The 24,019-nt window shown below is 70.9% G+C and carries 25 protein-coding genes; 9 read left to right on the top strand and 16 right to left on the bottom strand.

The features are described 5' to 3' along the window. Positions 1 to 173: 173 nt before the first annotated feature. From prmC to EKE94_RS08535, 12 genes are all read right to left on the bottom strand, one after another. Positions 174 to 1,043 carry a peptide chain release factor N(5)-glutamine methyltransferase gene (gene prmC, locus EKE94_RS08590; RefSeq protein WP_127906163.1) on the bottom strand — a complete coding sequence of 290 codons (870 nt, stop codon included), beginning with the start codon at positions 1,041 to 1,043 and terminating at the stop codon, positions 174 to 176. Then, positions 1,040 to 2,089 carry a peptide chain release factor 1 gene (gene prfA / locus EKE94_RS08585; protein ID WP_127906162.1) on the bottom strand — a complete coding sequence of 350 codons (1,050 nt, stop codon included), beginning with the start codon at positions 2,087 to 2,089 and terminating at the stop codon, positions 1,040 to 1,042. The genes prmC and prfA overlap by 4 nt, the downstream gene beginning before the upstream one ends. An 84-nt stretch (positions 2,090 to 2,173) precedes the next feature. Then, on the bottom strand, positions 2,174 to 3,085 hold the full coding sequence (locus EKE94_RS08580; RefSeq protein WP_127906161.1) for an ABC transporter permease: 912 nt from the start codon (positions 3,083 to 3,085) through the stop codon (positions 2,174 to 2,176). Further along, a complete protein-coding gene (locus EKE94_RS08575) occupies positions 3,082 to 4,152 on the bottom strand; it encodes an ABC transporter permease (protein WP_127906160.1) in 1,071 nt (356 codons plus the stop codon). The genes EKE94_RS08580 and EKE94_RS08575 overlap by 4 nt, the downstream gene beginning before the upstream one ends. Next, positions 4,142 to 5,791: an ABC transporter ATP-binding protein gene (locus tag EKE94_RS08570; RefSeq protein ID WP_235855944.1), complete on the bottom strand. Its 1,650-nt coding sequence runs from the start codon at positions 5,789 to 5,791 to the stop codon at positions 4,142 to 4,144. Before EKE94_RS08570 ends, EKE94_RS08575 begins: the two co-directional genes overlap by 11 nt. Positions 5,792 to 5,939: 148 nt before the next feature. Further along, the gene (locus EKE94_RS08565; RefSeq protein ID WP_127906159.1) at positions 5,940 to 7,022 is read right to left on the bottom strand and encodes a BMP family ABC transporter substrate-binding protein; all 1,083 of its coding nucleotides are present in this window, start codon (positions 7,020 to 7,022) and stop codon (positions 5,940 to 5,942) included. A gap of 18 nt (positions 7,023 to 7,040) precedes the next feature. After that, positions 7,041 to 8,405, bottom strand: coding sequence for an amidohydrolase (locus EKE94_RS08560; RefSeq protein ID WP_127906158.1), 1,365 nt, complete (start codon positions 8,403 to 8,405; stop codon positions 7,041 to 7,043). Further along, on the bottom strand, positions 8,402 to 9,058 hold the full coding sequence (locus EKE94_RS08555; protein WP_127906157.1) for a glutathione S-transferase family protein: 657 nt from the start codon (positions 9,056 to 9,058) through the stop codon (positions 8,402 to 8,404). The genes EKE94_RS08560 and EKE94_RS08555 overlap by 4 nt, the downstream gene beginning before the upstream one ends. Then, positions 9,055 to 9,906, bottom strand: a complete 852-nt coding sequence (locus EKE94_RS08550) for an aromatic ring-hydroxylating oxygenase subunit alpha (protein WP_206615033.1) — start codon at positions 9,904 to 9,906, stop codon at positions 9,055 to 9,057. Before EKE94_RS08550 ends, EKE94_RS08555 begins: the two co-directional genes overlap by 4 nt. Then, entirely contained in the window at positions 9,903 to 10,589 is a 687-nt protein-coding gene (locus tag EKE94_RS08545) for a Rieske (2Fe-2S) protein (RefSeq protein WP_127906156.1), read from the bottom strand. The genes EKE94_RS08550 and EKE94_RS08545 overlap by 4 nt, the downstream gene beginning before the upstream one ends. Positions 10,590 to 10,746: 157 nt before the next feature. Then, a complete protein-coding gene (locus EKE94_RS08540; RefSeq protein ID WP_127906155.1) occupies positions 10,747 to 11,082 on the bottom strand; it encodes an acylphosphatase in 336 nt (111 codons plus the stop codon). A 135-nt stretch (positions 11,083 to 11,217) separates the two neighbouring features. Then, positions 11,218 to 11,685, bottom strand: a complete 468-nt coding sequence (locus tag EKE94_RS08535) for a DUF1499 domain-containing protein (RefSeq protein ID WP_127906154.1) — start codon at positions 11,683 to 11,685, stop codon at positions 11,218 to 11,220. A gap of 310 nt (positions 11,686 to 11,995) precedes the next feature. Between EKE94_RS08535 and EKE94_RS08530 the strand changes: the two genes are divergently transcribed. The 4 genes from EKE94_RS08530 to EKE94_RS08515 all read left to right on the top strand — a co-directional run bounded on the left by EKE94_RS08530 (position 11,996) and on the right by EKE94_RS08515 (position 15,290). Further along, on the top strand, positions 11,996 to 12,898 hold the full coding sequence (locus EKE94_RS08530; protein ID WP_127906153.1) for an aldo/keto reductase: 903 nt from the start codon (positions 11,996 to 11,998) through the stop codon (positions 12,896 to 12,898). Between the two features lie 20 nt (positions 12,899 to 12,918). Next, the gene (locus EKE94_RS08525) at positions 12,919 to 13,407 is read left to right on the top strand and encodes a flavin reductase family protein (protein ID WP_127906152.1); all 489 of its coding nucleotides are present in this window, start codon (positions 12,919 to 12,921) and stop codon (positions 13,405 to 13,407) included. Between the two features lie 210 nt (positions 13,408 to 13,617). Further along, positions 13,618 to 14,655, top strand: a complete 1,038-nt coding sequence (locus tag EKE94_RS08520; RefSeq protein ID WP_127906151.1) for an AI-2E family transporter — start codon at positions 13,618 to 13,620, stop codon at positions 14,653 to 14,655. 173 nt (positions 14,656 to 14,828) lie between these two features. Continuing rightward, positions 14,829 to 15,290, top strand: a complete 462-nt coding sequence (locus tag EKE94_RS08515) for a GNAT family N-acetyltransferase (protein ID WP_127906150.1) — start codon at positions 14,829 to 14,831, stop codon at positions 15,288 to 15,290. A 213-nt stretch (positions 15,291 to 15,503) separates the two neighbouring features. Here the strand turns inward: EKE94_RS08515 and EKE94_RS08510 are convergent, their stop codons facing one another. The 3 genes from EKE94_RS08510 to EKE94_RS08500 all read right to left on the bottom strand — a co-directional run bounded on the left by EKE94_RS08510 (position 15,504) and on the right by EKE94_RS08500 (position 19,287). Further along, positions 15,504 to 16,010, bottom strand: a complete 507-nt coding sequence (locus tag EKE94_RS08510; protein WP_235855942.1) for a GNAT family N-acetyltransferase — start codon at positions 16,008 to 16,010, stop codon at positions 15,504 to 15,506. Between the two features lie 217 nt (positions 16,011 to 16,227). Next, entirely contained in the window at positions 16,228 to 18,060 is a 1,833-nt protein-coding gene (locus tag EKE94_RS08505; protein WP_127906149.1) for an ABC-F family ATP-binding cassette domain-containing protein, read from the bottom strand. Positions 18,061 to 18,396: 336 nt separating this feature from the next. Next, on the bottom strand, positions 18,397 to 19,287 hold the full coding sequence (locus tag EKE94_RS08500; protein ID WP_127906148.1) for a GNAT family N-acetyltransferase: 891 nt from the start codon (positions 19,285 to 19,287) through the stop codon (positions 18,397 to 18,399). Positions 19,288 to 19,504: 217 nt separating this feature from the next. Here EKE94_RS08500 and msrB point away from each other — a divergent pair, with 217 nt between their 5' ends. Further along, positions 19,505 to 19,936: a peptide-methionine (R)-S-oxide reductase MsrB gene (gene msrB, locus EKE94_RS08495; protein WP_127906147.1), complete on the top strand. Its 432-nt coding sequence runs from the start codon at positions 19,505 to 19,507 to the stop codon at positions 19,934 to 19,936. 272 nt (positions 19,937 to 20,208) lie between these two features. Here the strand turns inward: msrB and EKE94_RS08490 are convergent, their stop codons facing one another. Continuing rightward, positions 20,209 to 20,634 carry an outer membrane protein assembly factor BamE gene (locus tag EKE94_RS08490; RefSeq protein WP_127906146.1) on the bottom strand — a complete coding sequence of 142 codons (426 nt, stop codon included), beginning with the start codon at positions 20,632 to 20,634 and terminating at the stop codon, positions 20,209 to 20,211. Positions 20,635 to 20,757: 123 nt separating this feature from the next. Here EKE94_RS08490 and EKE94_RS08485 point away from each other — a divergent pair, with 123 nt between their 5' ends. From EKE94_RS08485 to EKE94_RS08470, 4 genes are all read left to right on the top strand, one after another. Then, on the top strand, positions 20,758 to 21,312 hold the full coding sequence (locus EKE94_RS08485; RefSeq protein ID WP_127906334.1) for a YceD family protein: 555 nt from the start codon (positions 20,758 to 20,760) through the stop codon (positions 21,310 to 21,312). A 258-nt stretch (positions 21,313 to 21,570) separates the two neighbouring features. Further along, complete coding sequence (gene rpmF / locus EKE94_RS08480) at positions 21,571 to 21,777, top strand: 50S ribosomal protein L32 (RefSeq protein WP_127906145.1); 207 nt, start codon at positions 21,571 to 21,573, stop codon at positions 21,775 to 21,777. Positions 21,778 to 21,872: 95 nt separating this feature from the next. Continuing rightward, entirely contained in the window at positions 21,873 to 23,006 is a 1,134-nt protein-coding gene (gene plsX, locus EKE94_RS08475) for a phosphate acyltransferase PlsX (protein ID WP_407940881.1), read from the top strand. Beyond that, the gene (locus tag EKE94_RS08470) at positions 23,003 to 23,974 is read left to right on the top strand and encodes a beta-ketoacyl-ACP synthase III (protein ID WP_127906143.1); all 972 of its coding nucleotides are present in this window, start codon (positions 23,003 to 23,005) and stop codon (positions 23,972 to 23,974) included. Before plsX ends, EKE94_RS08470 begins: the two co-directional genes overlap by 4 nt. The last annotated feature ends 45 nt before the right edge of the window (positions 23,975 to 24,019 follow it).

The following is a 24,019-nucleotide window of genomic DNA, read 5'->3' as shown; positions in this document are numbered from 1 at the left end:
CGACATTCTGGGCTATCATGCGAGCGGGGACGCGGGTAGCGCATCCCGCCGCTCAGCTACCGACAAAACACGCAGGGGCCGAGTTGACAAGGGCAAACTGAAAAAGCCGTCGAAAAGCCGGCATTTTCTGCCGATCCCGGCGTCATTTCCGCCCGCAGGACCGGTCGGACCGGTCATTCTGCGTCAGGGCGAGAGTCGGCGCGGACGTCGCAGCGCGCCGCCACGACACGGTCGCGGCCGTCCAGATCGGGATACACCGTCACCTGAAGCAACCCGGCCGCACCGAAGATCGCGGCCACCTCCGCGCCCTGCGTGGCGCCGATCTCGACCAGCAGGCGCCCGCCGGGGGACAGGTGCGCCGACGCCCCCGCCGCGATCAGGCGATAGGGCTCCAGCCCGTCGCCGCCCGGGGTCAGCGCGCCGCGGGGATCGTGGTCGCGCACCTCGGGGGCGAGGCCCGGCATCTCCTGCGCGGCGATGTAGGGCGGGTTCGAAAGGATCGTGTCGAACCGCCCGGTGACGCCCGCGAACCAGTCGGCGCACAGGAATGACGCCCGGGTGTCCAGCCCCAGCCGCTTTGCGTTGTCGCGCGCGACGGACAGGGCGGCGTCGGACAGGTCGGTGCCAAGCCCGGTGGCCTGAGGCCTGTCGGCCAGAACCGACAGAAGAATGCAGCCCGACCCTGTCCCGAGGTCGAGCACCCGCTCCACCGGCGCGTCGAGCGCGCGAGCCACCAGCGTCTCGGTCTCGGGGCGCGGGTCGAGCACGGCGTCGGTAACGCGGAACTCGTGCCGCCAGAACGCCCGCCGCCCGAGGATGCGCGACACCGGGCGCCCGGCCACACGCGCCGCCAGGGCAGCATCGAACCGCCGGGCGGCGTCCTCGGGCACCGGGTCGGCGTGCATCAGCGACAACCGATCCGGGGCCAGGCCAAGGCTATGCGCCAGAAGCGCCCGCGCGTCACGCGCGGCGCCGGGCACACCCGCGTGCTCCAGCCGCGCCGCGCCCGCGCGCAGCAGCTCGCCCAGGCGTTGGGCGGTCATCCCTCGATCTCGGCCAGACGGGCGGCCTGGTCATGTTCGACCAGCGCGTCCAGCACCTCGGAGAGGTCGCCGGCGAGGATCGCATCGAGCTTGTAGAGCGTCAGGTTGATGCGGTGATCGGTCATCCGCCCCTGCGGAAAGTTGTAGGTGCGGATGCGTTCCGATCGGTCGCCCGAACCCACCTGGCTTTTGCGCGCGGCCGAGCGTTCGTCGGCGGCGCGCCGCCGCTCGGCGTCGAAGAGCCGGGCCCGCAGCACCTGCATCGCGATCTCGCGGTTGCGGTGCTGGGACTTCTCCGAACTGGTGACGACGATGCCGGTGGGCACGTGGGTGATGCGCACGGCGCTGTCGGTGGTGTTGACGTGCTGCCCCCCGGCCCCGCTGGCCCGCATCGTGTCGATGCGCAGGTCGCCGGGGTCGATCTGCAGGTCGACCTCCTGCGCCTCGGGCAGGACCGCGACCGTCGCCGCCGAGGTATGGATGCGCCCGCCCGATTCGGTCGCGGGCACCCGTTGGACCCGGTGCACGCCGGATTCGTATTTCAGCCGGGCGAAGACGCCTTCGCCCTGCACGTTGGCGACCAGTTCGCGCAGGCCGCCAAGCTCGGTCTCCTGCATCTCGATGATCTCGAATCGCCAGCCCATCGCCTCGGCGTGGCGCTGGTACATCCGCTGCAGGTCCGCCGCGAACAGCGCCGCCTCCTCTCCGCCGGTGCCGGGGCGGATCTCCAGGATCGCGGGCCGCGCGTCGGCGGCGTCCTTGGGCAGAAGCGCCCGGCGCAGACGGTCCTCGACCCCCGGCAGGCGGGCGCGGGCGGCGGCGATCTCTTCCTCGGCCAGGTCGTGCATCTCGGGGTCGTCCAGCATCGCCTCGGCGCCCTCGATATCGGCAAGCAGGCTGCGATAGCCCTCGATCTCCTCGACCACCGGGCGCAGCTCGGCGTATTCGCGGCCAAGCGCGGCCACGTCGGCGCCGGGCACGGACATGCGCGCCTGCACGTATTCAAAGCGTTCGGTGATGCGGGACAGACTGTCGAGGGGTACCATGCCACGTTCTGTCCCCGAGCTTGGGGTCCGGGTCAAGACCCCCGCACGCCGGACGCCGCGGCGCGGGGGCCGCGGCGAAGGGGGTCAGGGATCGAAGGGCTCGCCCAGCGAGGCGACCGAGTGGCGCCGCGTCAGCATCCTGTTCGACGAGATCACCGCCAGCACGATGATCGTGGCGACGTAAGGCAATGCTGCCAGCGCCTGCGAGGGGATGCGCACGCCCGTGGCCTGCACCACCAGCTCGCCGATCGAGAGCGCGCCGAAAAGGATCGCGCCCAGCGCCACGCGGCCCGTGCGCCACGTCCCGAAGACAACCAGCGCGACGGCGATCCAGCCGCGTCCCGCTATCATCCCGTCGGCCCAGAGCGGGGTGTAGACGGTCGCGGCATAGGCCCCGCCCATCCCCGCCAGCGCCCCGCCGAAGGCGATGCAGGCCAGCCGCAGCCGCAGCACCGGGGTGCCGATGGCGCGGGCGGCATGGGGGTTCTCGCCCACCGCGCGGATGCGCCAGCCCAGCCGCGTGGACCGGAACACCCACGCCATGGCGACGGCCATCGCCAGCGTCGCCCAGACCGCGATGTCCTGCGTCAGCACGCCGCCGACATATGGCAGGTCCGACAGGACGGGAATGTCGAGTTTGGGCAGGCTGCGGATGGTGAGGCTTTCGTAAGGGCGCCCCACCATCGCCGACAGCCCGCCCGCGAGGATCCCCAGCGCAAGCCCCGCCGCCACCTGGTTCGCGCGGAAGCCCAGCACCGGCACGGCAAAGACCAGCGCCGCGGCCATCCCCGCCCCGGCACCCGCCACGAAGGCCAGGCCGTGGCCGCCCGTCTGGTAGGCCACGATGAAGGCCACCGCCGCGCCCAGCGCCATCATCCCCTCGACCCCGAGGTTCAGCACGCCCGAGCGTTCGACCACCAGTTCGCCCAGCGCGGCCAGCATCAGCGGCGTCGCCGCGGCCAGCGTTCCGGCGAGGATGAATTCCAGGGGGCTCATGCGCGGGCGGTCCCGGTCCAGGCGATGCGGTAGCGGACGAAGGTCGCCGCGATCAGGTAAAAGGTCAGCAAGAGCCCCTGCACCACCAGCACCGCCGATTGCGGCAGGTCGGCAAAGACCATGGCGTTGTCGCCGCCGATGTAGATCGCCGACATCACCAGCGACGACACGGCGATCCCCACCGGGTGCAGCCCGCCCAGGTAGGCCACGATGATCGCGGCGAAGCCGTAGCCCTGCGAGATCGAGCGTTGCAGTTGTCCCAGCGGGCCCGCGACCTCGGCCGCCCCGGCCAGACCCGCGGCGGCGCCCGAGATCAGCAACGACAGCCAGACGCCCCGCGCGGCGGAAACCCCGGCATAGCCCGCCGCCCGCGGCGCGGTGCCAGTGACGATCAGGCGAAAGCCCGTCACGCTGCGCTGCATGAAGACATAGGCGGCGATCGTCGCCGCGACCCCGAAGAGCAGTGACAGGTTGACCCGCGTTCCCGGCAGGAGGCCGGGCAGCAGCGCGCCGGGCTGGAACATGCGGGTCTGCGGGAAATTCATTCCCATCGGGTCCTTCCACGGGCCCAGCAGCAAATAGGTCAGGATCTGCGCGGCGATAAGCGACAGCATCAGCGTCACGAGGATCTCGTTGGCGTTGAGCCGCGTGCGCCAGAACGCCGCGATCGCCGCCCAGGCGGCGCCGCCGACCATGCCCAGCGCCATCATCGCGACCCACAGCAGCGGCGAGCCGGCCGAGGGCAGCAGCACCGGGATTGCCGAGGCGCAGATCGCGCCGATCAGCAGCTGCCCCTCGGCGCCGATGTTGAAGACCCGCGCGCGAAAGCCGATGGCCAGCCCCTGCGCGATCAGCAACAGCGGCGCGGTCTTCACCAGCACCTCGGAAAAGTCGTACCAGGTGGAAAATGGCGTCGCCGCGATGGTCCAGAGGGCGCGGCCCGCGGGTACGCCCATCGCCGCGAAAAGCGCCCAAGACACCAGACCGGCTGCAAGCAGGGCAAGCACCGGCGCCATCAGCGCCATCTCCAGCGACGCGCGGTCGCGTCGGATCAGCTCAAACCGCATGGTCGGATCCTTCGGATGCAGCACCCGCCCCGGGGCCTTCGGCGGCGGGATCTGAGCGGTCGGGGTGCGAGGGGGCGGGACGTGCAGAATCTGGACGCGCGGTATCGGGGCGATCCGCGTTGGTGCCCGAGGACCCGGGCCGGGCCGGGCCCGTCCCGCCGCCCTTCCCCGCCGGTGCGGCGTCGGGCCGTCCGGCACCGATCATCCATTCGCCGACCTCTTCGGGCGTGGTCCGCGCAGTCACGAGCGATGGCGACAGACGCCCGTCGTGCAGGACATGCAGCCGGTCGCAGATCTCGAACAGCTCGTCGAGCTCTTCCGAGATCACGAGGATCGCGCAGCCCGCGTTGCGCATCTCGATCAGACGGCGGCGGATCTCGGCTGCGGCGGCGACGTCGACGCCCCAGGTCGGCTGCTCGACCAGCAGGACCGAGGGCGCCAGCATGATCTCGCGCCCCACCACGAATTTCTGCAGGTTGCCGCCGGACAGCGATCCAGCCTCGGCCTCGGGCCCCGCGGTGCGCACGTCGAAGCCCGCGATGCAGTCCTGCGCAAAGCGCAGCGCGGCGCGACGGTCGACCATGCCGCGGCGCGTCAGGCCGCGGGACTGCGCGGTCAGCAGCGCGTTCTGCCACAGGGTCATCTCGGGGACCGCGCCGTGGCCCAGGCGTTCCTCGGGCACGTAGGCCAGCCCCAGCGCCCGGCGGCCCGCCGCGCCCATGGCGCCCACCGACTGGCCGCGCAGCGCGATGGCGCCCGCCGCGCGGGTGGGCAGCCGGGTTTCGCCCGAGATCAGCGCGCAAAGCTCGGACTGGCCATTGCCGGAAATCCCGGCGATCCCCACGATCTCGTGCCCGCGCAGCTTCAGGTCGATCCCGCGCAGGTCGGGCGCATAGGGGTCGGGGTTGGTCCAGTCGAGCTGCGACAGCTGCAGCTGCACCGCGCCCTCGGCCCCGCCCGGTTCGGCAGGCAACGCGGGCGGCAGGTCGCGCCCGATCATCATCCGCGTCAGGCTGCGGGTGTCGGTGTCGCGCGGGTCGGCATGGCCGGTCACCTGCCCGTCGCGCAGCACGGTGGCGGCATCGCAAAGCTCGCGGATCTCGTCCAGCTTGTGCGAGATGAAGAGGATCGACACCCCCCGGTCGCGCAGCACGCGCAGAGTCGAAAACAGCCGCGTCACCATCTGCGGCGGCAGGACGGCGGTGGGTTCGTCGAGGATCAGGAGCCTGGGATCCTGCATCAGGCAGCGCAGGATCTCGACCCGCTGGCGTTCGCCGACAGACAGCGCGCCCACGTATTCCGTGGCGTCCACCTGCAACCCGTAGTCCCGCCCCAGGGTCGCGATCCGGGCGGCGAGCCTGCGCGGAGAGCCGGGGACCACCAGCGCCACGTTTTCCAGCACGGTCAGGGTGTCGAACAGGGAAAAGTGCTGGAACACCATGCCGATGCCCAGACGCCCGGCCTCGGACGGAGAGGTCAGCGCGACAGGCGCGCCGTTCCATTCGATCTGGCCCGCGTCCGGCGCCTCGACCCCGTAGATCATCTTCATCAGGGTCGACTTGCCGGCGCCGTTCTCGCCCAGGATGGCGTGGATCGACCCGGGCATCACCGTCAGGTCGACGCCGCGGTTGGCCTGCACCGCCCCATAGCTTTTGCTGACCCCGCGCAGACGCAGCAGGGGAACGTCGCAGCCCGGTTCAGGCTGTGACCCCTGCCGGGGGGGCTCGGGATGTCCGGCCTCCGGCTGTCCGGAGGCCGGACCCGATGTCGCGCCCGGCGTCACGCGCTCAGTTCGGCAGCGGTGTGGTGACGCCCGCGACGTGCCAGTCCATCGCCTGGATCTCGTCCCGCGTCATCGTCACGCCGTCCTCGACCCGAACTGTGCCCGACTGGTCGGTCAGCGGTCCGGTCATCGGGTTGAACGCGCCGCTGACGATCTCGGCCTGCGTCTGGTCGATGCGGGTCTTGATGTCGGCGGGAATGTCGGGTGTCCAGTCCGAGACGTAGACGACCTCGTCCTCCATCCCGAGGTAGTGGTTCGCCCCCTCGAAGCTGCCGTCGACATGGGCCTGCGCCTGCGCGGTGAAGAACGGCGCCCAGTCGGTGCCCACGACACCGAGGTATTTTTCGGGCGCGTAGGATTTCATCGGCGAGTTCAGGTTGAAGGCATAGACGCCCGCCTCTTCTGCGACCGAGATCACCGACGGCGTGTCCTGCGCGTTCGAGAACAGCACGTCACAGCCCTGGCTGATCAACGCCTGCGCGGCTTCACGCTCGGACGCGGGGTCGAACCACGAGTTCACCCAGACGACCGAGCATTCGATTTCGGGGTTCACCGCCTGCGCGCCCAGCACGAAGGCGTTGATCGAGGTGATGAGCTCGGGGATCGCGAAGGCCGATACCGAGCCGATCTTGCCCGAGGTCGACAGCGCCGCGGCGGCCATGCCCATCAGGTAGGTGCCCTGGTAGTACTTTGCCGCGAAGGGCGAGAAGTTGGGCGCGGTCTGGTAGCCCGAGGCGTGCAGGATCGACACGTCGGGGAAGCGGCGCGCCAGTTGCAGGCCGCCGTTCATGTAGCCGAAGGAGCCCAGGATCACGAAGCGGGCGCCGTTCGACACGGCGCGTTGCATGATGCGGTCGGCGTCGGGCCCTTCCGAGATGCTTTCGAGGAACGTCACCTCGCCCCCCACGGCCCCGGCCGCGGCCTCGGTCCCGTCGAGCAGGGTGCGCGACCAGCCGACATCGGCGGCGGGCGACGGCACCATCAGCGCAATTTGCAGCGCATCCTGCGCCGAGGCGCGCAGCGGCAGTGCGGCGGCAAGGCCCGCCGCCGAGGCGGTGCCCAGAAAGGCGCGTCTGGTATGGGTCATGGGGTCGTCTCCTGTCGGTCAGGCGCCCAGGGCGCGGGTCATGGCGGTCTCGGCCGCGTGGGCCAGATCGCGTTCGTCGAGGCCGGGGAACTCCCCGTTTGCCCAGACGACGCGGCCGTCGATCATGGTCAGGTCGACCGGCGCGCCCAGCCCCACCTTGGCGGGCAGCGACACCGGGTCGTGGCGGGTGCCGACGAAGTCGAGCCCCCGCATGTCGACGGCGAAAAGGTCGGCGGCCTGCCCCGGCGCCAGTCGCCCCAGCTCGGGCCGGCCCAGAAGATCGGCGCCGCCTTCGGTGGCGTAGCGCAGGAAGGCGGCGGGCCGCGGCACCGGGTCGGCGCGGTCCCGCGCGACGAGGCATTGTAGCATGTAGCCCGAATGCAGGCAGTGCATCAGGTTCGAGTTGTCGTTCGAGGCCGCGCCGTCCGCGCCCAGCCCGATCCGCAGGCCCAGGGCCTCCATCGCGGGGATGTCGGTGACCTCGGCCCCGACCAGGTAGACGGGCTCGGGGCAGTGCGCGACGCCGGTGCCGCTGGCGGCCAGCTGCCCCAGCTCGCCGCGCGTCAGCTCCCAGCAATGCGCGAGCCACGTGTCCTCACCGGCAAAGCCGATCTCTTCGAGGTAATCGATCGTGCGCATCCCGTGGCGCGCCGCGATCACCGGGCTTTCGCCCTCGCCCGCGTGGGTGTGCAGGCGCACGCCGGTCGACCGGGCCAGCGCCACGGACTGTTCGAACGTCTCGCGCCAGCAGTTGACCGGCTGGCAGGGCGCGACGGCCACCTGCACCATCGCGAAGGGATCGGGCTGATGATAGGTGTCGATCAGCCGCGCGCAGTCGGCGATGAAGCCGTCGGTGGTTTCGCACAGCGCGTCCGGGATGGTGCTGCCCTGCGACTTGGGCAGGGTGTTGCCGCCCCGCCCCGCGACGAAACGCATGCCCAGAAGGCCCGCCGCCTCGATCTGCCGGTCGACCAGCCGCGGGCCCGCGTGGTCGGGAAAGGCATACTGGTGGTCGAAGGAGGTGGTGCAGCCGTGCTTGATCAGCTCGGCCATCGTCACCACCGAGGAATGGTAGAAACAATCCTCATCCAGCCGCGCGAAGATCGGGTAGATCGTGTCGAGCCACTCGATCAGGCTGAGCCGCGTCCAGTCAAGCTCGGCCCGGTTGCGCACGAAGCTCTGGAAGAAGTGGTCGTGCGTGTTGATCAGCCCGGGGTAAAGCACGAGGCCCGCGGCCTCGATCACCCGGGCGCCCTCGGGCGCGGCAAGGTCCGCCCCGATGGCCGCGATGCGGTTGCCCTCGGTCAGCAGGTCGACGTCGCGCAGGACGGGCGCGTCGGCGCTGGTGACGACGGCGTCGCAGCCGCGGAACAGCACGCTCATCTCAGTTCGGTCTCCATCTCGGGCTCGGGGGACAGCTCGTGCAGGCGGTGGATCCCGGGCATCTCGATGAACCCCGGCAGCGCGCGCACGGCCCGCGACCAGAGCCGGATCGCCGGATAGGGCGCCAGCGACAGGCCGCCGTCGGGCGCCAGCATCACGTGCGGGAAACAGGCGATGTCGGCGATGCTGGGCGTTTCGCCGACAAGGAAGGTACCGCCCGCAAGCGCGCGCTCGGCCAGCGCCTGTTCAAGCCGCCGCAGATGCGCGCGGCCCCGCGCCTGTGCCTCGGGCAGCGACCCCGGCGCGCCGATCATGTCGATGGCCCGGGCCTGACCGGCGCTGCCCGACAGGTCCTGCGCAAAGGCCAGCCAGCCCGCGATGCGCGCCGTGTCCTCGGGCGTCTGCCCGGACCAGCCCGCCCCGGCCCGCGCGCCCAGCAGCGTCAGGATCGCAGCACTGTCGCCCAGCACCAGATCGCCGTCCTCGAGGATCGGCAAGGTGCCTGCGGGGTTCAGCGCAAGGTAGCTGTCGGACAGGTGGTCGCGGCCGGGATGCACGTTCACCGCGCGCAGCGTCAGCGGCTGGCCGGTCAGCGCCGCCAGCAGCCGCACCTTGTAGCAGTTGGGCGACAGGATCCAGTCGTGCAGGATCATGCCGGCACCAGTTCCGCGCCATAGGTGAAGCCGTGCGCCTTGAGATAGCGGCGATAGGCGACCGAGGTCAGGTCGGCGCGTGTCGGGATCTCCCGGCCCGGGTCCAGCGGCAGGAGCGCCGGTACCTGGTTTTCCAGGATCGAGCGGTCCTGCACGAAGATCATCTGCTGAAAGCCCACCAGGTCGGCCTGCGCGCTTTCATCGTCGAACAGCGCCATCCACGGCCAGACGTCGCAGACCGTTTCCGACACGGGCTGCACGAAGATCGCGATCACGTCCCGTTCGCCCGGCCGCGGCGGACAGGTCTTGTAGAGCACCGACACGGTGGGCGCGGGCACGCGGTAGGAATACTCGGTCAGCACCCCGCCGGTGGCCGATTTCGAGGCCTGCGGCTGGTAGAATTCGACCTTCGTCGCCCAGACCTCGGTGTCGTTCTCGCGCAGGTCGACCTTGTAGCGCGTCACCTCGGTCTGCGGCTCGGCCCCCAGGATATCGGTATGGACGAAGGGGAAATGCGCGATGTCGAGAAAGTTCTCGATCGCGCGCAGCGGCGAGCAGGCCACCCGCACCCGGCCGCAGGGCACGAAGCGGCGCCCGGGCTGGCGCGCCTCGGGAATGTCGAAGAGCGGCAGCGCCGGGGTACCGAGGCAGATCCACAGGTGGTCGTAATCCTCGGTGACCGCGAGCGTCCGCCCCTCGGCCTCGGCCCGGGCGGTGCCGTCGGAGGCACGCCAGATCGTCACCGGGACGCCCATCACCACGGTGTCGCGGCGCGCGGGACCCAGGTCGGCCGACATCGAGACGGGAAGCCATTGATCCTTCATGGGGTCGGTCTTGGGGTCGGTCATGCGGCAGCCTCGCTTTCCAGATCGCGGCGCAGCGCCTCCAGCCGGCGGCTGGCGGCGATCGCGTCGCCTTCGGGGTCGATCAGACTATGCAGCGCCGCGTGCCCCCCGGGAAGGGCCTGCACCAGCACGTGAACGCCCCCCGCCACCCGGGCGTGCCAGCCGCCCAGGGCATCGGCGACCGCGGCCCCGTCGCGCGCGACCTGCAGGCTGCGCAGCGGCCCGAGGTCCCCCGGCAGTGGCGGCAAGGCGTCCGGCGCCGGATCGCCGTCGTCCAGCGTCCCCCGGCCCTGCCCACGTCCCTGGCCTTGGCCGGCCTCCTGCCCCTGACCTGCTGCATCGCTTCGCGGGGCGATCCAGATCACGCCGTGGCGTTCGGCGGCGCGAAACCGCGGTACGGTGATGGTTTCGGGCGGCGTCAGGTCGGGATGGGCCGGGATCTTGCGGCAGACGGCTTCGGTATCGAAGCGCCAGCCGTGGTAGATGCAGCTGAGCATCTCGCCCCGGACGAAGCCGTGCGACAGACGCATGCCGCGGTGCGGGCAACGGTCGTACCACGCCGAGACCCGCCCCCCTGCGCTGCGCCACAGCGCGACCTCGACATCCCCGCAGGCCGTTGGCATCACCGTCGCCGCCGGCAGATCGCGGGACAGCGCAGCAGGATGCCAAAGGATCGGATCGGGCATGGCTGGCGGACCTCCGGGCAGGCGTCCCCGCAGGCCGGGAACCGTTAGCCGCAAGCCCTAGGGGTGGCGCGCAGGCCGGTCAAACAGGCGCCGGACAGCCCCGTGGCGCGCCCTCCGAAACGCGATACTTTGATCACTTATTAGTCGGATTGCACGTTTACCGGGCACTGTTGAAACCAACGGCAGGGCCCTCGTTGCTCAGGGCCTGTCGGTCGACGCGCTGCACCGTCACCGAGCGCGGCCCGAGGCTGCATCCCATCTCCAGCGCGTCGAGCATCTCGGGCGCGCCCGCGGCGCGAAAGGCCAGCGCGGCGCCCTGCCGCTCCATCGGGCCCAGCTCCAGCCCCAGCTTGCGCCCGTGGGCCCCGATCCAGCCCGGGAAATCCGCGGCCTCGACGGCGCCGGTGATGACGAAACGTTCCGAGACGCGCGGCGGCGCTGGCCGGTCCGGCGCCTGCGGCGCTGCGGGGTCTTGTTGCGGGGTCGGGTCCATCCGGTCCTCGTACTTTGCAGGGCGGGATTGCCGCTCCCTAGGCCAGGGCACCTTGGGGAAGCGCCGCCGGAGCCGGGGCCGACGCGCGACCAAGGCCTGTCGCAGTGGCCCGGCAGCACCCCGCCCGCGCGGGCGTCAGTCGCCCAGGCGCGGCAGGCGAGACGACAGCCGCCCCACCCAATTCTCGACCCGGGCGCGGTTCACCCCCATGTCCTTCTGCCCGAACCTCTGGCGGGCATGAACCAGCAGCCACGCGCCCTCGGGCGCGGCGCGGGCGGTGATGGTGGTATAGTCGGGATAACCCATCAGCAGCGACCGGGTGACATAGGTGATCCGTCCCGATCCGACGCCGCCGGCCAGCACCCGCGTGCGTGGCGTGCCACGGGCGACGCGGTCGGCCTCTTTCAGCAGCACCTCGGGCGTCACCGCGAAACGCGGCGGCGGGGCGTTGCCGCCCTCGGCCCGCAGCAGCCAGCCGTTGCCGTCGGGGCTAACGGCGTCGGCGGGATCGGTGTGCCAGTCCTGCGGGTCGCTGGGGGCGAGTCTGATCCAAGCGAAAAGCCCCAGGACGGCGGCGGCGAGGAGGGATGTGATCATGCGCATGTGGCGTCATCTAGGGCGGTCGTCCGGCCCGACCAGCCGTGCCGCGTCGCGGGGCCGCGCCAGTGACGTGAGGCGATCCCCGCGCCTTGTGTCCGCCCTGTCGCGGCACGCACGGGCCGTGATGCGGCAGGTCCCCGCCGCATCCCGCCGACGGAAGCCGACCGAAGCCAGCCGGGCCGCTCCCCTCGCCCCCCGGCGCCGCCCCCCGCACGCGGGTGGCCTGTTCGGGCGTGGCGGTCTGTGGCAGGCTGGGCCGCGGCCGGGCCCGCCCGCGCCGCCGCGACAACGTTCGACAGAAAGCCCGTTTTGCATGTCCCACACCCGCAGATCCGTCGCCCCCGGGCTCAGCTTCAGCCGTATTGCCTGCGGCATGGCGGGGCTTGCGGAGGCCTGCGACACGTCGCCCGGGGCCATCCTGAAGCGGATCGGGACCTGTCTCGATCACGGGATCACCACGCTGGACCAGGCCGATATCTATGGCGGCTATCGCAGCGAAGAGCTGCTGGGCGCGGCCCTCGCGCAGGCGCCGGAGCTTCGCGACCGGGTCGAGATCGTCACCAAGTGCGGCATCGTCGCGCCGATGGGCCGCCATGCCGCCGCGCGGCTGAAGCACTACGACACCTCGCCCGACCACATCGCGCGCAGCGTCGAGGCATCGCTGCGGCTGATGGGGATCGAGCGGATCGACCTTCTGCTGATCCACCGGCCCGATCCCTTCCTCGACCCCGACGCGACGGGCGCCGCGCTGGACCGGCTGGTGGCGCAGGGCAAGGTCGCGGCGGTCGGCGTGTCGAATTTCCGGCCGCACGACCTGACGCTGCTGCAATCGCGGATGCAGGTGCCGCTTTGCGCCAACCAGATCGAGCTTGGCCTTGCCACGCCGGGGGCGCTGACCAACGGCGACCTAGCCTTTCTGCACGAACGGCGACTTCTGCCGATGGCGTGGTCCCCGCTGGGCGGCGGGGCGCTTCTGGGGGAAACGGCGCCGCCGCGGCTGCGCGCGGCCCTGGACACCCTGGCGCGGCACCGCGGCGTCACGCCCGCGGCGGTGGCGCTTGGCTGGCTTCTGGCGCACCCGGCGGGCATATTGCCGGTGATCGGCAGCACACGCCCCGAGCGGATCGCCGAGATGGCCGCCGCGTTTTCGGTGGAGATCGACCGCCAGACGTGGTTCGACCTCTATACCCGAGCCCTCGGAAACGAGGTGCCCTGATGGCAGAGAACAGAGAGCGCATGGACAAAAGCATCACGCCCGGCCCCGACACCGCCCGCGATTTCCGCGCGGCGCTAGGTCGCTTCGCGACCGGGGTGACGGTGATCACGACCCGCGACGCGACCGGCCCCTTGGGCATCACGGCCAACAGCTTCGCCAGCCTGTCGATCGACCCGCCGCTGGTGCTGTGGTCGCCCGCGCGATCGTCGAAGCGCTTCACCTCCTTCGTCGAGGCACGGCATTTCGCGATCCACGTCATGGCGGCGGACCAGTACGATCTTTGCGCCAACTTCGCCCGCGACGGCCGGACCTTCGACGGCTTCGACGTCGGGGAGGGTGCCGGCGGCACGCCGCTTCTGGATTGCCTCGCGCGATTCGACTGCACTGCCCACGCGGTGCACGAGGGTGGCGACCACGCCATCGTCGTGGGCCGGGTCGTCTCGGCCAGCTGGCGCGAGGGCACGCCACTTCTGTTCTACAACGGCATCTACGCCGAGGCACCGGAGTAGCGCCCCCGGAATAGCGCCCCCGAGGCGGCGCCGGGCCCGCGGCCACCCGCGGAGCCGGACGACCCGTCCCGGCGCCCTACAGGGCCCCCCGCTTGCCCCCCAAAGGCACCCCCCGGGCGCGGCACCGGACCCCATTGGCGGCGCCGCGGGAGTGGGGCAAGACTGTCGCATCGGCCCCGCGCGGGCGCCGCCCATGGGAAAGGAGCCTCCTTGCGTATCCGTCGCCTTACCTACGGGATCGCCCTGATCCTGATGCTGGGCTGGCTGCTCTGGATCGGGCGGCCGATCCTGATTCCCGTGCTGGCCGCGCTGATCTCGGTCTACGTGCTGTCCTCGGCGGCCGAAACGATGCGGCGCGTGCCGCTTCTGGGCTACCTGCCGGCCTGGGGGCGGCGGGCGCTCGTCCTGCTGGGCTTTACCGTCGCGGTGGTACTTCTGTTCGTGCTGGTGCTGACCAACCTCGGACAGGTGGCCGCCGCCCTGCCCCGCTACGAATCGAACCTCGACCTGATCGTGAACCGCGTGGCCGCGATGCTGGGGATCGAGAACGAACCGACGTGGGAGACGCTGCGCCGCGCGACCTTCGACCAGGTCGACACCCGCGCGCTGATCGCGCCCGCGCTGCTGTCGCTGCAGGGCGTGGGCTCGACCCTGTTCCTCGTGGTGCTCTACGCCTCGTTCTTCATGGCCGAGCGGGGCATGCTGGCGCGCAAGCTGGTCATTGCCGCCGGGGGCGAGGAGAATGGCCGCCGCGCGCTGTCGCTGCTGATGCGGATCAACGACCGGATCGGCGGCTATCTCTTCGTCAAGACGACCGTGAACGTGATCCTCGCCGTCGCGTCCTATGCGCTGATGCTGCTTATCGGGATCGAGTTCGCGCTGTTCTGGGCGGTGCTGATCGGGTTCTTCAACTACATCCCCTATCTTGGGTCGCTGGCTGGCGTGGTGGCGCCGGTCCTTCTGGCGCTGGCGCAGTTCGGATCGCTGGGCATGGCGGTGCTGGTGCTGGTGGCGCTCAGCGCGGCGCAGATCGTGGTGGGCGCCTATCTCGAACCGCGAATGATGGGACGGGCGTTCAACCTCAGCCCCTTCGTCGTGCTTCTGTCCCTCGCGGTGTGGAGCGCGCTCTGGGGCTTGCCCGGCGCGTTCCTGGCGGTGCCGATGACGGCGAGCCTGGTGCTGGTGCTGGCCGAGGTCGCGCCGACCCGGCCCATCGCGGTGATGATGTCGGCCACCGGCCGCCTTTGACGGCCCCGAAACGCCCCTGCCAGATGTATCCGACAGGTGCCCTTGCGGTCGGGGTCCACTGACCGGCGCGCCCCGCGCCCCCACGTGGGACGCACCCGGCTGGCCCCGGTTGCCGGGATGGCCCGCGCCATGCGATATCGCCCGGGATCCGCACCACACCCCGGAGCCCGGACATGCTGATACGCCCCGCCACGTCGGACGATGCCGATGCCGTAAGCCTTGTGCTGCGCGACCTTGTCGCTGCCGGGAAGCGACAGAAAGCCAGCGATCCCGACTTCGCGCGGGCGAACTACATCACGCATCCCGACGAGATTCGCTGTTCGCTCGCCATCGACGAGGCCGGCGAGGTCATGGGGTTTCAGTCGCTGAGACGCGCGTCCGAGGGCAATCCCTACGGCACTCCGTCGGGCTGGGGGATCATCGGCACGCATATCCGCCCCACAAGCGCCCGCCGCGGCGTGGGCCGCCGCCTTTTCGCTGCGACGCTGGAGGCCGCCCGGACCGCGGGCGTGCCCGCGATCGAAGCCTTCATCGCCGCGACCAACGCGGAGGGCATCGCCTACTACGCCGCGCTGGGGTTCGAGACCTACAGGCCCGTCTATGGCGTCGACTGCCGCCGCCTGCTGGTGTCCTGAGCGCCCGGCAGCAGCCCGGCTTGCAGGCCCAAAGCCGCCCCCGGTTGCGAGAGGCCGGATGGAGCGCAGGAGGGCGGTTCGCCCCCTCTGCCTGCTTTCCGGCTGCCTGACAGGATCGGCGGATAGGGGCATATGCCAGAGGCATGGGACTGCGGCGAGGGACTGTGGCGCGGATCGGCGCCGAAGCTCTGCGGCGCCGGGCTCGACGCCCGGCTAGGGCGCGGCCCGGATCATGATCAGCTCGTCGACATCGCGCCCCGCATCGATCAGCGCCCGGGGAATGCGGCCCACCGTGGCAAAGCCGTGCCGTTCGTAGAACCGGACGGCGCGCGCGTTGGTGGCATTGACCGACAGTTCGAGCTGGCGAATGCCGGTATCGGCAGCGAACTCCATGACCCTGGCCAGCAGCGCATCGGCCAAGCCGCGCCCCCGCTCGGTGTCGCGCAGGTAGACCATGACGAGCTTGGCGCGATGGGCCCGCTTCTCGCCCGTTTGCGGCAAGAGCCCCATGACGCCCACCGGATCCCCGCCCCGCAGCGCGGCGAAGACCGGCGTTTTCAGCCGGGCCAGCCAGTCGTCGCGGGACAGCGCGGTCCAGTCGGCCTCGGTATTGGCGAAGTCCGCGGGCGCGCGCCGCAGTGATTCCAGGCGGATCGCCTGGAACAGGGCCAGATCCGCGGCCACAAGCCTGGCGATCTGCACGTCGCTGTCCATTTCCATGCCTCCGCTCCCTTTGGCCGCCGTCGTCGCGGTTACCGCCCTCCGAACCCCGAAACGGGCCGCGGGATCGGGGTCACGTACCACCCTTTGCCGGCACGGCCCATGTGCCCTGCCCGCGTCGCGCCGTCATTCTAGGGCGTCGCCCGTGCAGCGTCGTCCGTGCCGCGCAGCCCCCGCGCCCTCTCATGCCGAAGGCGCCGGGGTCAGCATCCGGTGCCTAGCCGCCGGCCTTTTCCTCCAGCGTCAGCCATTCCTCCTCGGCCGAGGCCAGCGCCTCCTGCCGGGCGGTCAGGGCCTCGGTCGCCTTGCGGAACTTCACGGGCTCGCGGGTAAAGAGCTCGGGATCGGCCAGAAGCGTTTCGAGCTTGCCGATCTCGGATTCGATCCGCGCGATCTCGTCCGGCAGGGCCTTCAGGCGGTGCTGCTCGGTAAAGCTCATCTTCGGCTTGGCCGCCGGCGCGGCTGCGGCTGGCTCAGACTGCGAGCCACCACCCTTGCCCCCGGCGCTGACCTGCCCGGCCGGCGCGACCTCCGGCGCATCCTCGGGGCGCTGGCTTTGGTAATCGGTCCAGCCGCCGGCATAGACGGTCGCCTTGCCGTCCCCCTCCATCGCCACGGTCAGCGTCGCGACCCGGTCGAGGAAATCGCGGTCGTGGCTGACCAGCAGCACGGTACCGTCGTACTCGCCCAGCAGATCCTGCAGCAGGTCGAGCGTTTCGAGGTCGAGATCGTTGGTCGGTTCGTCGAGCACGAGGAGGTTCGATTCGCGGGCCATGATCTTGGCCAGCAGCAGCCGCGCCTTTTCGCCGCCCGACAGCGACCGGACCGGCGCCCGCGCCTGCGCGTCGGTGAACAGGAAATCCTTGAGGTATCCGACCACGTGGCGCGGCTGGCCGCGCACCATCACCTGGTCGGCCTGGCCCGAGACGCGCATATCAACATCGCCGGTCAGGCTTTCCCAAAGGCTCATGTCCGGGTCCAGCGCCGCGCGGTTCTGGTCGAAGACGGCGATGTCGAGGTTGGTGCCCAGCGACACCTCGCCCGCGTCGGGCGCGATTTCGCCCGTCAGCATCTTGAGAAGCGTGGTCTTGCCCGCGCCGTTGGGGCCGACAAAGGCCACCCGGTCGCCACGCGCCACGCGCAGGTCGAAGGGCGCCAGGATCTCGCGGTCGCCGAAGCTCTTGGCGATGCCGCGCGCCTCGATCACCTTCTTGCCGCTCTTGGGGCCGGCCTCCAGCGCCATGTCGGCGGTGCCCGCGCGGCGGATCATCGACGAGCGTTCGGCCCGCAGGTCGGCCAGCGCGCGCACCCGGCCCTGGTTGCGCTTGCGCCGGGCACTGATGCCCTCGACGGCCCAGCGGGCCTCGGCCTTGATCTTGCGGTCAAGCTTGTGGCGCGCCACGTCCTCTTCTTCCCAGACCTTGTCGCGCCAGTCCTCGAAGGCGTCGAACCCGGCCTCCTGACGTCGCACCGCACCCCGGTCGATCCACAGCGTGCCGCGGGTCAGCGCCCGCAGGAACGCGCGGTCGTGCGAGATCACGACAAAGGCGGCGCGGCTGGATTTCAGCTGATCCTCCAGCCAGGCGATGGCCCGGATGTCGAGGTGGTTGGTCGGCTCGTCCAGCAGCATGAGCTCCGGCGCCTCGGCCAGCAGCTTGGCCAGCGCCGCGCGCCGCCGCTCGCCGCCCGAGGCGGTTTCGACCGCGCGGGCGGGATCGAAGGCCAGCCCCTCGGCGGCCATCTCGACGCGGTATTCCTCGCCGATATCAAGGCCCGAGGTCGCGAAGTCGCCCAGCGTGGCAAAGCCCGCCATCTCGGGCTCTTGCTCCATGTAGCCCGCGCGCACGCCGCTGGGGACAGAGCGCGCGCCGCGGTCCGGTTCGACCAGACCGGCCATCACCTTCATCAGGGTGGACTTGCCCGAGCCGTTGCGGCCGACCAGCGCCATCCTGTCCCCCTCTTGCACGACGGCATCGAGGCCGTCGAAGACGGGATCCCCGCCGAAGGTGAGCGAGATGTCGGAGAGCTGAAGGAGGGGTGCGCGTGCCATGGGCGCGAGCTATGCCGCCCCCCGCGCAACGTCAATGCCCCTTGCTCCGCCGACGCGCCGAGATGGGTGGCCCTGCGGTCGGTCCTGAGTGCCGGAGGTGGGGGCCGGATGGTCACAGCGAAGGCGGAGACGCGGGGGAACGCGCGCGGGAGAGCGTGGGAGAGCGCGCCCCGTGTCTGCCGTCCCAGCAGCACGGGCGCCCCCCCATGGGGTGGCTCGCAGACGCGTCACGAGCCCCGGGCCGATCCCGAGATTGCGCGCCTGCCCCTTACCGCGCCCGCCGCGCACCAGAACGCCCTGCCGCACCAGCAAGGGACGGCGACCGGGGGGACCGTCTCAGCCTGCCACCGCGCGCAGCGCCCGGGCACGGGCGGGCGGGATGGCGGAAATCTCGACCCCGGTGAAGACGTGCAGGGTGTTCATCCGGGTGTCGACCACGGCATGATCCGACACCCAGCCCCCCATCGCCAGGTAGGTCCTAAGCAGCGGCGGCATCGACAAGAGCGCGCGGCGGCGGTCAGGCGCATGGCGGTCGGGCGCGGGGCGGTCGGGCGTGGGGCCGTCGGGCTTGGGGCCGTCGGGCGCGGGCCGCCCGCCGGGGGCAAAGTGGATGATCTGCGGTGCCTTGACCCGGGGTCGCCAGGGGTCCGGCGCCAGGTGCCGGCGGCGCAGCATCTCGAACGCATCCGCATAGGCGGCGGCATCTGTGCCCCGGAACGACGAGCAGCCGAACAGCATCTCGACCCCCATGGCATCGACGATCCGCGTCACCTCGGCCCAGGCGACGCGCAGGATATCGGGGTCGTGCCAGTCGGGATGAAGGCAGAAGCGCCCCATCTCGACCATCGGCCCGCCAAAGGCGGCAAGGCCCGACAGGTCGTAGAACTGCGCCGCGTAGCTGCGCCCGATCTCCCCGCCACGGGCCAGCGGCAGCAGGCGGAAACAGCATACCAGCGCGCCCGAGGCACGGTCCTCGATCAGGACATGCAGGCACCGCGCGTCGAAGGCGTCGCGCTCGCGCCCGTCGTCCCGGGCCACGGCGCCGCCACGCTCGACAAAGACCAGATGACGCAGCCGCTGGGCCGCGGCGATGTCGGCCCCCGTGACTGCGACGTCGTCGGGGACCGGGCCTGCTTCAGGCTCTGCCCCCCTGTCCGCGCCAGCGTCTGCCCCGGGGATCGGCTCGCCGCCCGCAGTGCCGGCGGTGGCGGTGTCCAGAACGGCCATTCGGGGCCCGCCCCCCGCGTCCCCCGCGCCCACAGCGGGCCACGCCGGGACCAGGGCGCCGCGGACCTGCCGGGCGACGTAGCGGCCGCGGCTCAGGCCGGGCATCGGCGGCCGCGCGCGCCGGCGGCGGGCTTGGCGTTGCGGTCCGAGCGCCTAGATAGGGATGGAATTCGCATCAGCGCGCCCCGCAACAACTACCCCGCAAGGAGGCCCCGATATGGACAAGGTCGTCAAGTCCGACGCCGAATGGCAAAGCGAGCTCTCCAGTCTCGCCTACAAGGTGACGCGCAAGCACGGCACCGAACGCGCCTTTACCCATGATGACTTCCCGAAGGAGCCGGGCCTTTTCCGCTGCACCTGCTGCGGCGCGGCCCTGTTCGATTCGGCGCACAAGTTCGACAGCGGCACGGGGTGGCCATCCTTCTGGCAGCCGGCCAACCCCGACCTCGTGGGCGAAACCGAAGATCGCAGCTGGTTCATGCGCCGCACCGAGGTGCACTGCAAACGCTGCGACGCGCACCTGGGCCACGTCTTTCCCGACGGGCCCGAACCCACCGGCCTGCGCTACTGCCTGAACGGCGTCGCGCTGGATTTCCAGTCGGAGAGCGAGGGCGAAGGCCAGGACGGGCTCGACGGCTCGGCGGCCTGATCGCCGGACGGCCGGGCGGCGGCGTGGCAGCGCCGTGCCGCCCGCCCCCCCACGGGGTCGCGCGCCGCCTGCGCGGCGAATGATCTCTTCCCTACACCTGTGGCGCGGGCGGTGACTGGACCGCGCCTGCGAACCGCAGATCGCCCCCCCCCGACTTGATGACCCCGGCTGCCCATTCCGTAGCCCGCAGCCGGGCCCCGCCTCCCCCCGCATGACGTGGAGGGCGGTTTCACATCGGAATCGTTACCGCGGGATCGGCGTCCTTGCCGCGATCAGTTCTCGAGGTCCGCCGCCGAGATACGCCCGAGGTTGCCGAAGAGCTGACGCAGGAAGGTGATGCCCTTGATGTTGCTGTCGGTCACGCGACGCGACAGGGCCACCACGCGGCCATCCTCAAGCCCGAAGCGCTCGACATTCTCGACCACGCCCGCGTCGTTGAACGAAATCGCCACGATTTCGCGGTCGATCTCCTGCGGGGCGCGGTAGCCATAGTGCCGGAAGCGGCTTTGCACGTAGTACCAGCCGCCCGCATCCAGCACGCCGACCGATCCGGGCCGGCCCACCGTGTCGGCGACCGTCTCGCGGGTCGAGCGCCCGACCTCGATCTGCGACAGGTCCTGCTCGGTCGGCACGTAGCCGTGATTGCGGAACACTGGCGTGCACGCGGCAGCCGCCGAAAGCGCGACAACCAGCGCCATGCGCCTTGCACCTGTCCACCACTGCCCCATGTCTGCCCCTCGACCCGGCTTTTGCATCTCTGCCCCGGGGGATACAGAAGGACGGGTGACGGTTCAAGAATGCAGAAAACGCCGGAGACGCCCATGCCCAGCGACAGCTTCCGCGATCCCGTCCGCCTGACCGGCGCCGGTCAGCGGCAGGAGCGCGACATCCTGATCGAACCCGGCCCCGAGATCCGGGCCGCCATCGCCGAAGAGCTTGACCTGCTGGGCCTGCGCAAGCTGCGGCTCGAAGGGCGGCTGATGCCCGAGGGCCGGGCCGACTGGCGGTTCGAGGGGCGGCTGGGCGCGACGGTGGTGCAGCCATGCTCGGTCACCCTCGCCCCCGTCACGACGCGAATCGACGAACCCGTGACCCGCCGCTGGGTCGAGGATATGCCCCGCGTCGACCTCGGCGCCGGCGCCGAGGTCGAGATGCCCGAGGACGACACGCTGGAACCCCTGGCGGCGACGGCGGACCTGGGTCGCGTCACGGTCGAGGCGCTGTCGCTGGCCCTGCCCGCCTTCCCCCGCGCGCCGGACGCCGATTTCGACGTGGCGCAGGCCGCCCCGCCGGGCACCGATCCCGTGACCGACGCCGAGGTGCGCCCCTTCGCGGGCCTGCAGGCTCTGCGCGACCGGATGAAGGACGAGGAGTGACCCGCCGGGCGCCGGGGTGAGACGGGGGGCAAGACGAAAGGGACAGGGTGGTGTGACCGCGGGTCCCGGGGTCTCCCGCGGACCCGCCGCAGCTTTGCCCTTGCACGACGGACGATTCTGAGTATTTTGCGCCGCTCGCCCGACGGGTCACCCGACGCGGGCTTGAACGGCGCGCCGCTTCGGCGTAAAGCGCCGCAGACCCGACACGATTGACCAGACACTTGGGCCATGCGCCCCTTGAACAATTGAGGTTGAGACATGGCTGTCCCTCAGAATAAAGTCACGAAATCCCGCCGCGGCATGCGCCGTGCGCACGACTCGCTGACCGCCGCGAACCCCGCGGAATGCCCCAACTGCGGCGAGCTGAAGCGCCCGCACCACGTGTGCCCCTCCTGCGGCCACTATGCCGAGCGTGAGGTCGTGGCGCAGGCCGACGAGATCGATCTCGACGAAGACGCGGCCTGAGCCGCGGCTCAACATCCCGCGCGATGGCTGATTCCGAGGATGCATCCGACGGCCGGGTCACGCACCGGACGGGCCCCGAAACGGAGCCCGCGACGGTGACGTCCGGCCCCCCGGTCCGACCCGCTCCGGCATCCTCCGGATCGGGCCCGGCGACAGGCGTCCCCGGCCGGATCGTAATTTCGGTCGACGCGATGGGCGGCGACCGCGGACCCTCCGCGGTTGTCGGCGGCATTGCGGATTCGGCCCGCAAGAACCCCGACATCGGCTTCATCCTGCACGGCCCCAGGTCCGAGCTTGGGCCGCTGGTCGACAAGCGCAAGCTGGGCGACCGCTGCGAGATCCGCGACGTCAGCGGCATCGTGCAGATGGGCGACAAGCCCAGTCACGTCGTCCGCCACGGGCGCGACACGTCGATGTGGTCGACGATCGAGGCGGTCCGCAACGGCGAGGCCGCCGTTGCCGTGTCCTGCGGCAATACCGGCGCGCTGATGGCGCTGTCGATGATGCGCCTGCGCAAGCTCGAAGGCGTCAACCGCCCCGCCATCGCCTGCCTCTGGCCCTCGCGCAATCCGCAAGGTTTCAACGTGGTCCTCGACGTCGGCGCCGATATCCGCGCCGACCAGGACGATCTGCGGCAATATGCGCTGATGGGCGCGGCCTATGCGCGCTCGGGCCTCGGGCTCGACACCCCGCGGGTGGGCCTGCTGAACGTCGGCACCGAAGAGCACAAGGGCCGCGCGGAACTGAAGCTCGCGCATGAGATGATCGGCCAGGCGGCGACCACGGGGCGCTACGACTTCGTGGGATTCGTCGAGGGCGGCGATATCCCCTCGGACCGCGCCGACGTGATCGTGACCGACGGCTTTACCGGCAATGTCGCGCTGAAGACCGGCGAAGGCACCGCGTCGCTGATCCGTGATCTGCTGGGCGAGGCGTTCCGCTTTTCGCCGCTGTCGCGGATGGCGGCGCTGCTCGCGCTGACCTCTCTGAAACGCCTGCAAAAGCGCATCGACCCGCGGCGCGTCAACGGCGGGGTGTTCCTGGGGCTGAACGGCACGGTGGTCAAAAGCCACGGTTCGGCGGATGCGACCGGCGTCTCGGCGGCGATCAAGCTGGCGTTCCGGCTGGCGCAGACGGGCTTTAACGAGAAACTGGCCGAACGCGTGGCGACGGTCGGATTGCCGTCCGCAGGCGCGGCCGCAGACGAAAAGGGCGAGGCTGCATCGTGATCCGCCGTGCCGTGGTCCGTGGAATCGGACATTACCTTCCCGAGCGTGTGGTCCCGAACTCGGACTTCGAAGCGACGCTCGACACTTCGGACGAATGGATCCGGGCCCGCACCGGGATCGAACGCCGCCACTTCGCGGCCGAGGGTCAGACGACCTCGGATCTGGGCACCCGCGCCGCCCGCGCGGCGCTGGACGACGCGGGCCTGAACCCCGACGACATCGACGCGATCATCCTGGCCACCTCGACCCCCGACCTGACCTTCCCCGCCGCCGCCACCATGGTGCAGGAGGCGCTGGGGATGCAGCACGGCTTTGCCTACGACGTGCAGGCCGTCTGCGCGGGCTTCGTCTATGCACTGACCAACGCGCAGGCGATGATCCTGTCGGGACAGGCCGACCGCATCCTCGTGATCGGGTCCGAGACGTTTTCGCGCATCATGGACTGGTCCGACCGCTCGACCTGCGTGCTGTTCGGCGACGGCGCCGGGGCGCTGGTGCTCGAGGCGGCCGAGGGCGCCGGCACGACCGAGGACCGCGGCATCCTGGCTGCCGACCTCAATTCCGACGGGCGCCACCGCGAGATCCTCTATGTCGACGGCGGCGTGTCGACGAACTCCACCGGGCATCTGCGGATGCAGGGCAAGGAGGTGTTCCGCCACGCCGTCGAAAAGCTGGCCCAGACCGCGCACCGCGCGCTGGATCGCGCGGGCCTGGGGCCCGAGGACGTCGACTGGATCGTGCCGCATCAGGCCAACCTGCGGATCATCAAGGCCACCGCGCAGCGCATGGGCCTGCCGATGGAAAAGGTCGTCGTGACCGTGCAGGACCACGGCAACACCTCGGCCGCGTCGATTCCCCTTGCCCTGTCGGTGGGCAAGTCCCGCGGGCAGATCAAGCCCGGCGACCTTGTGGTGACCGAGGCGATCGGCGGCGGGCTGGCCTGGGGGTCGGTCGTTCTGCGCTGGTGACCACGCGGGAGGCAGGTAATCCGCCCCCGAAAGACAATCCGGCAA

The sequence above is a fragment of the Mesobaculum littorinae genome, assembly GCF_004011175.1.
Classification (GTDB): Bacteria; Pseudomonadota; Alphaproteobacteria; order Rhodobacterales; family Rhodobacteraceae; genus Tranquillimonas; species Tranquillimonas littorinae.
Note: the sequence above shows the minus strand (reverse complement) of the source record. Positions and strands in the feature narration are given on the sequence as shown.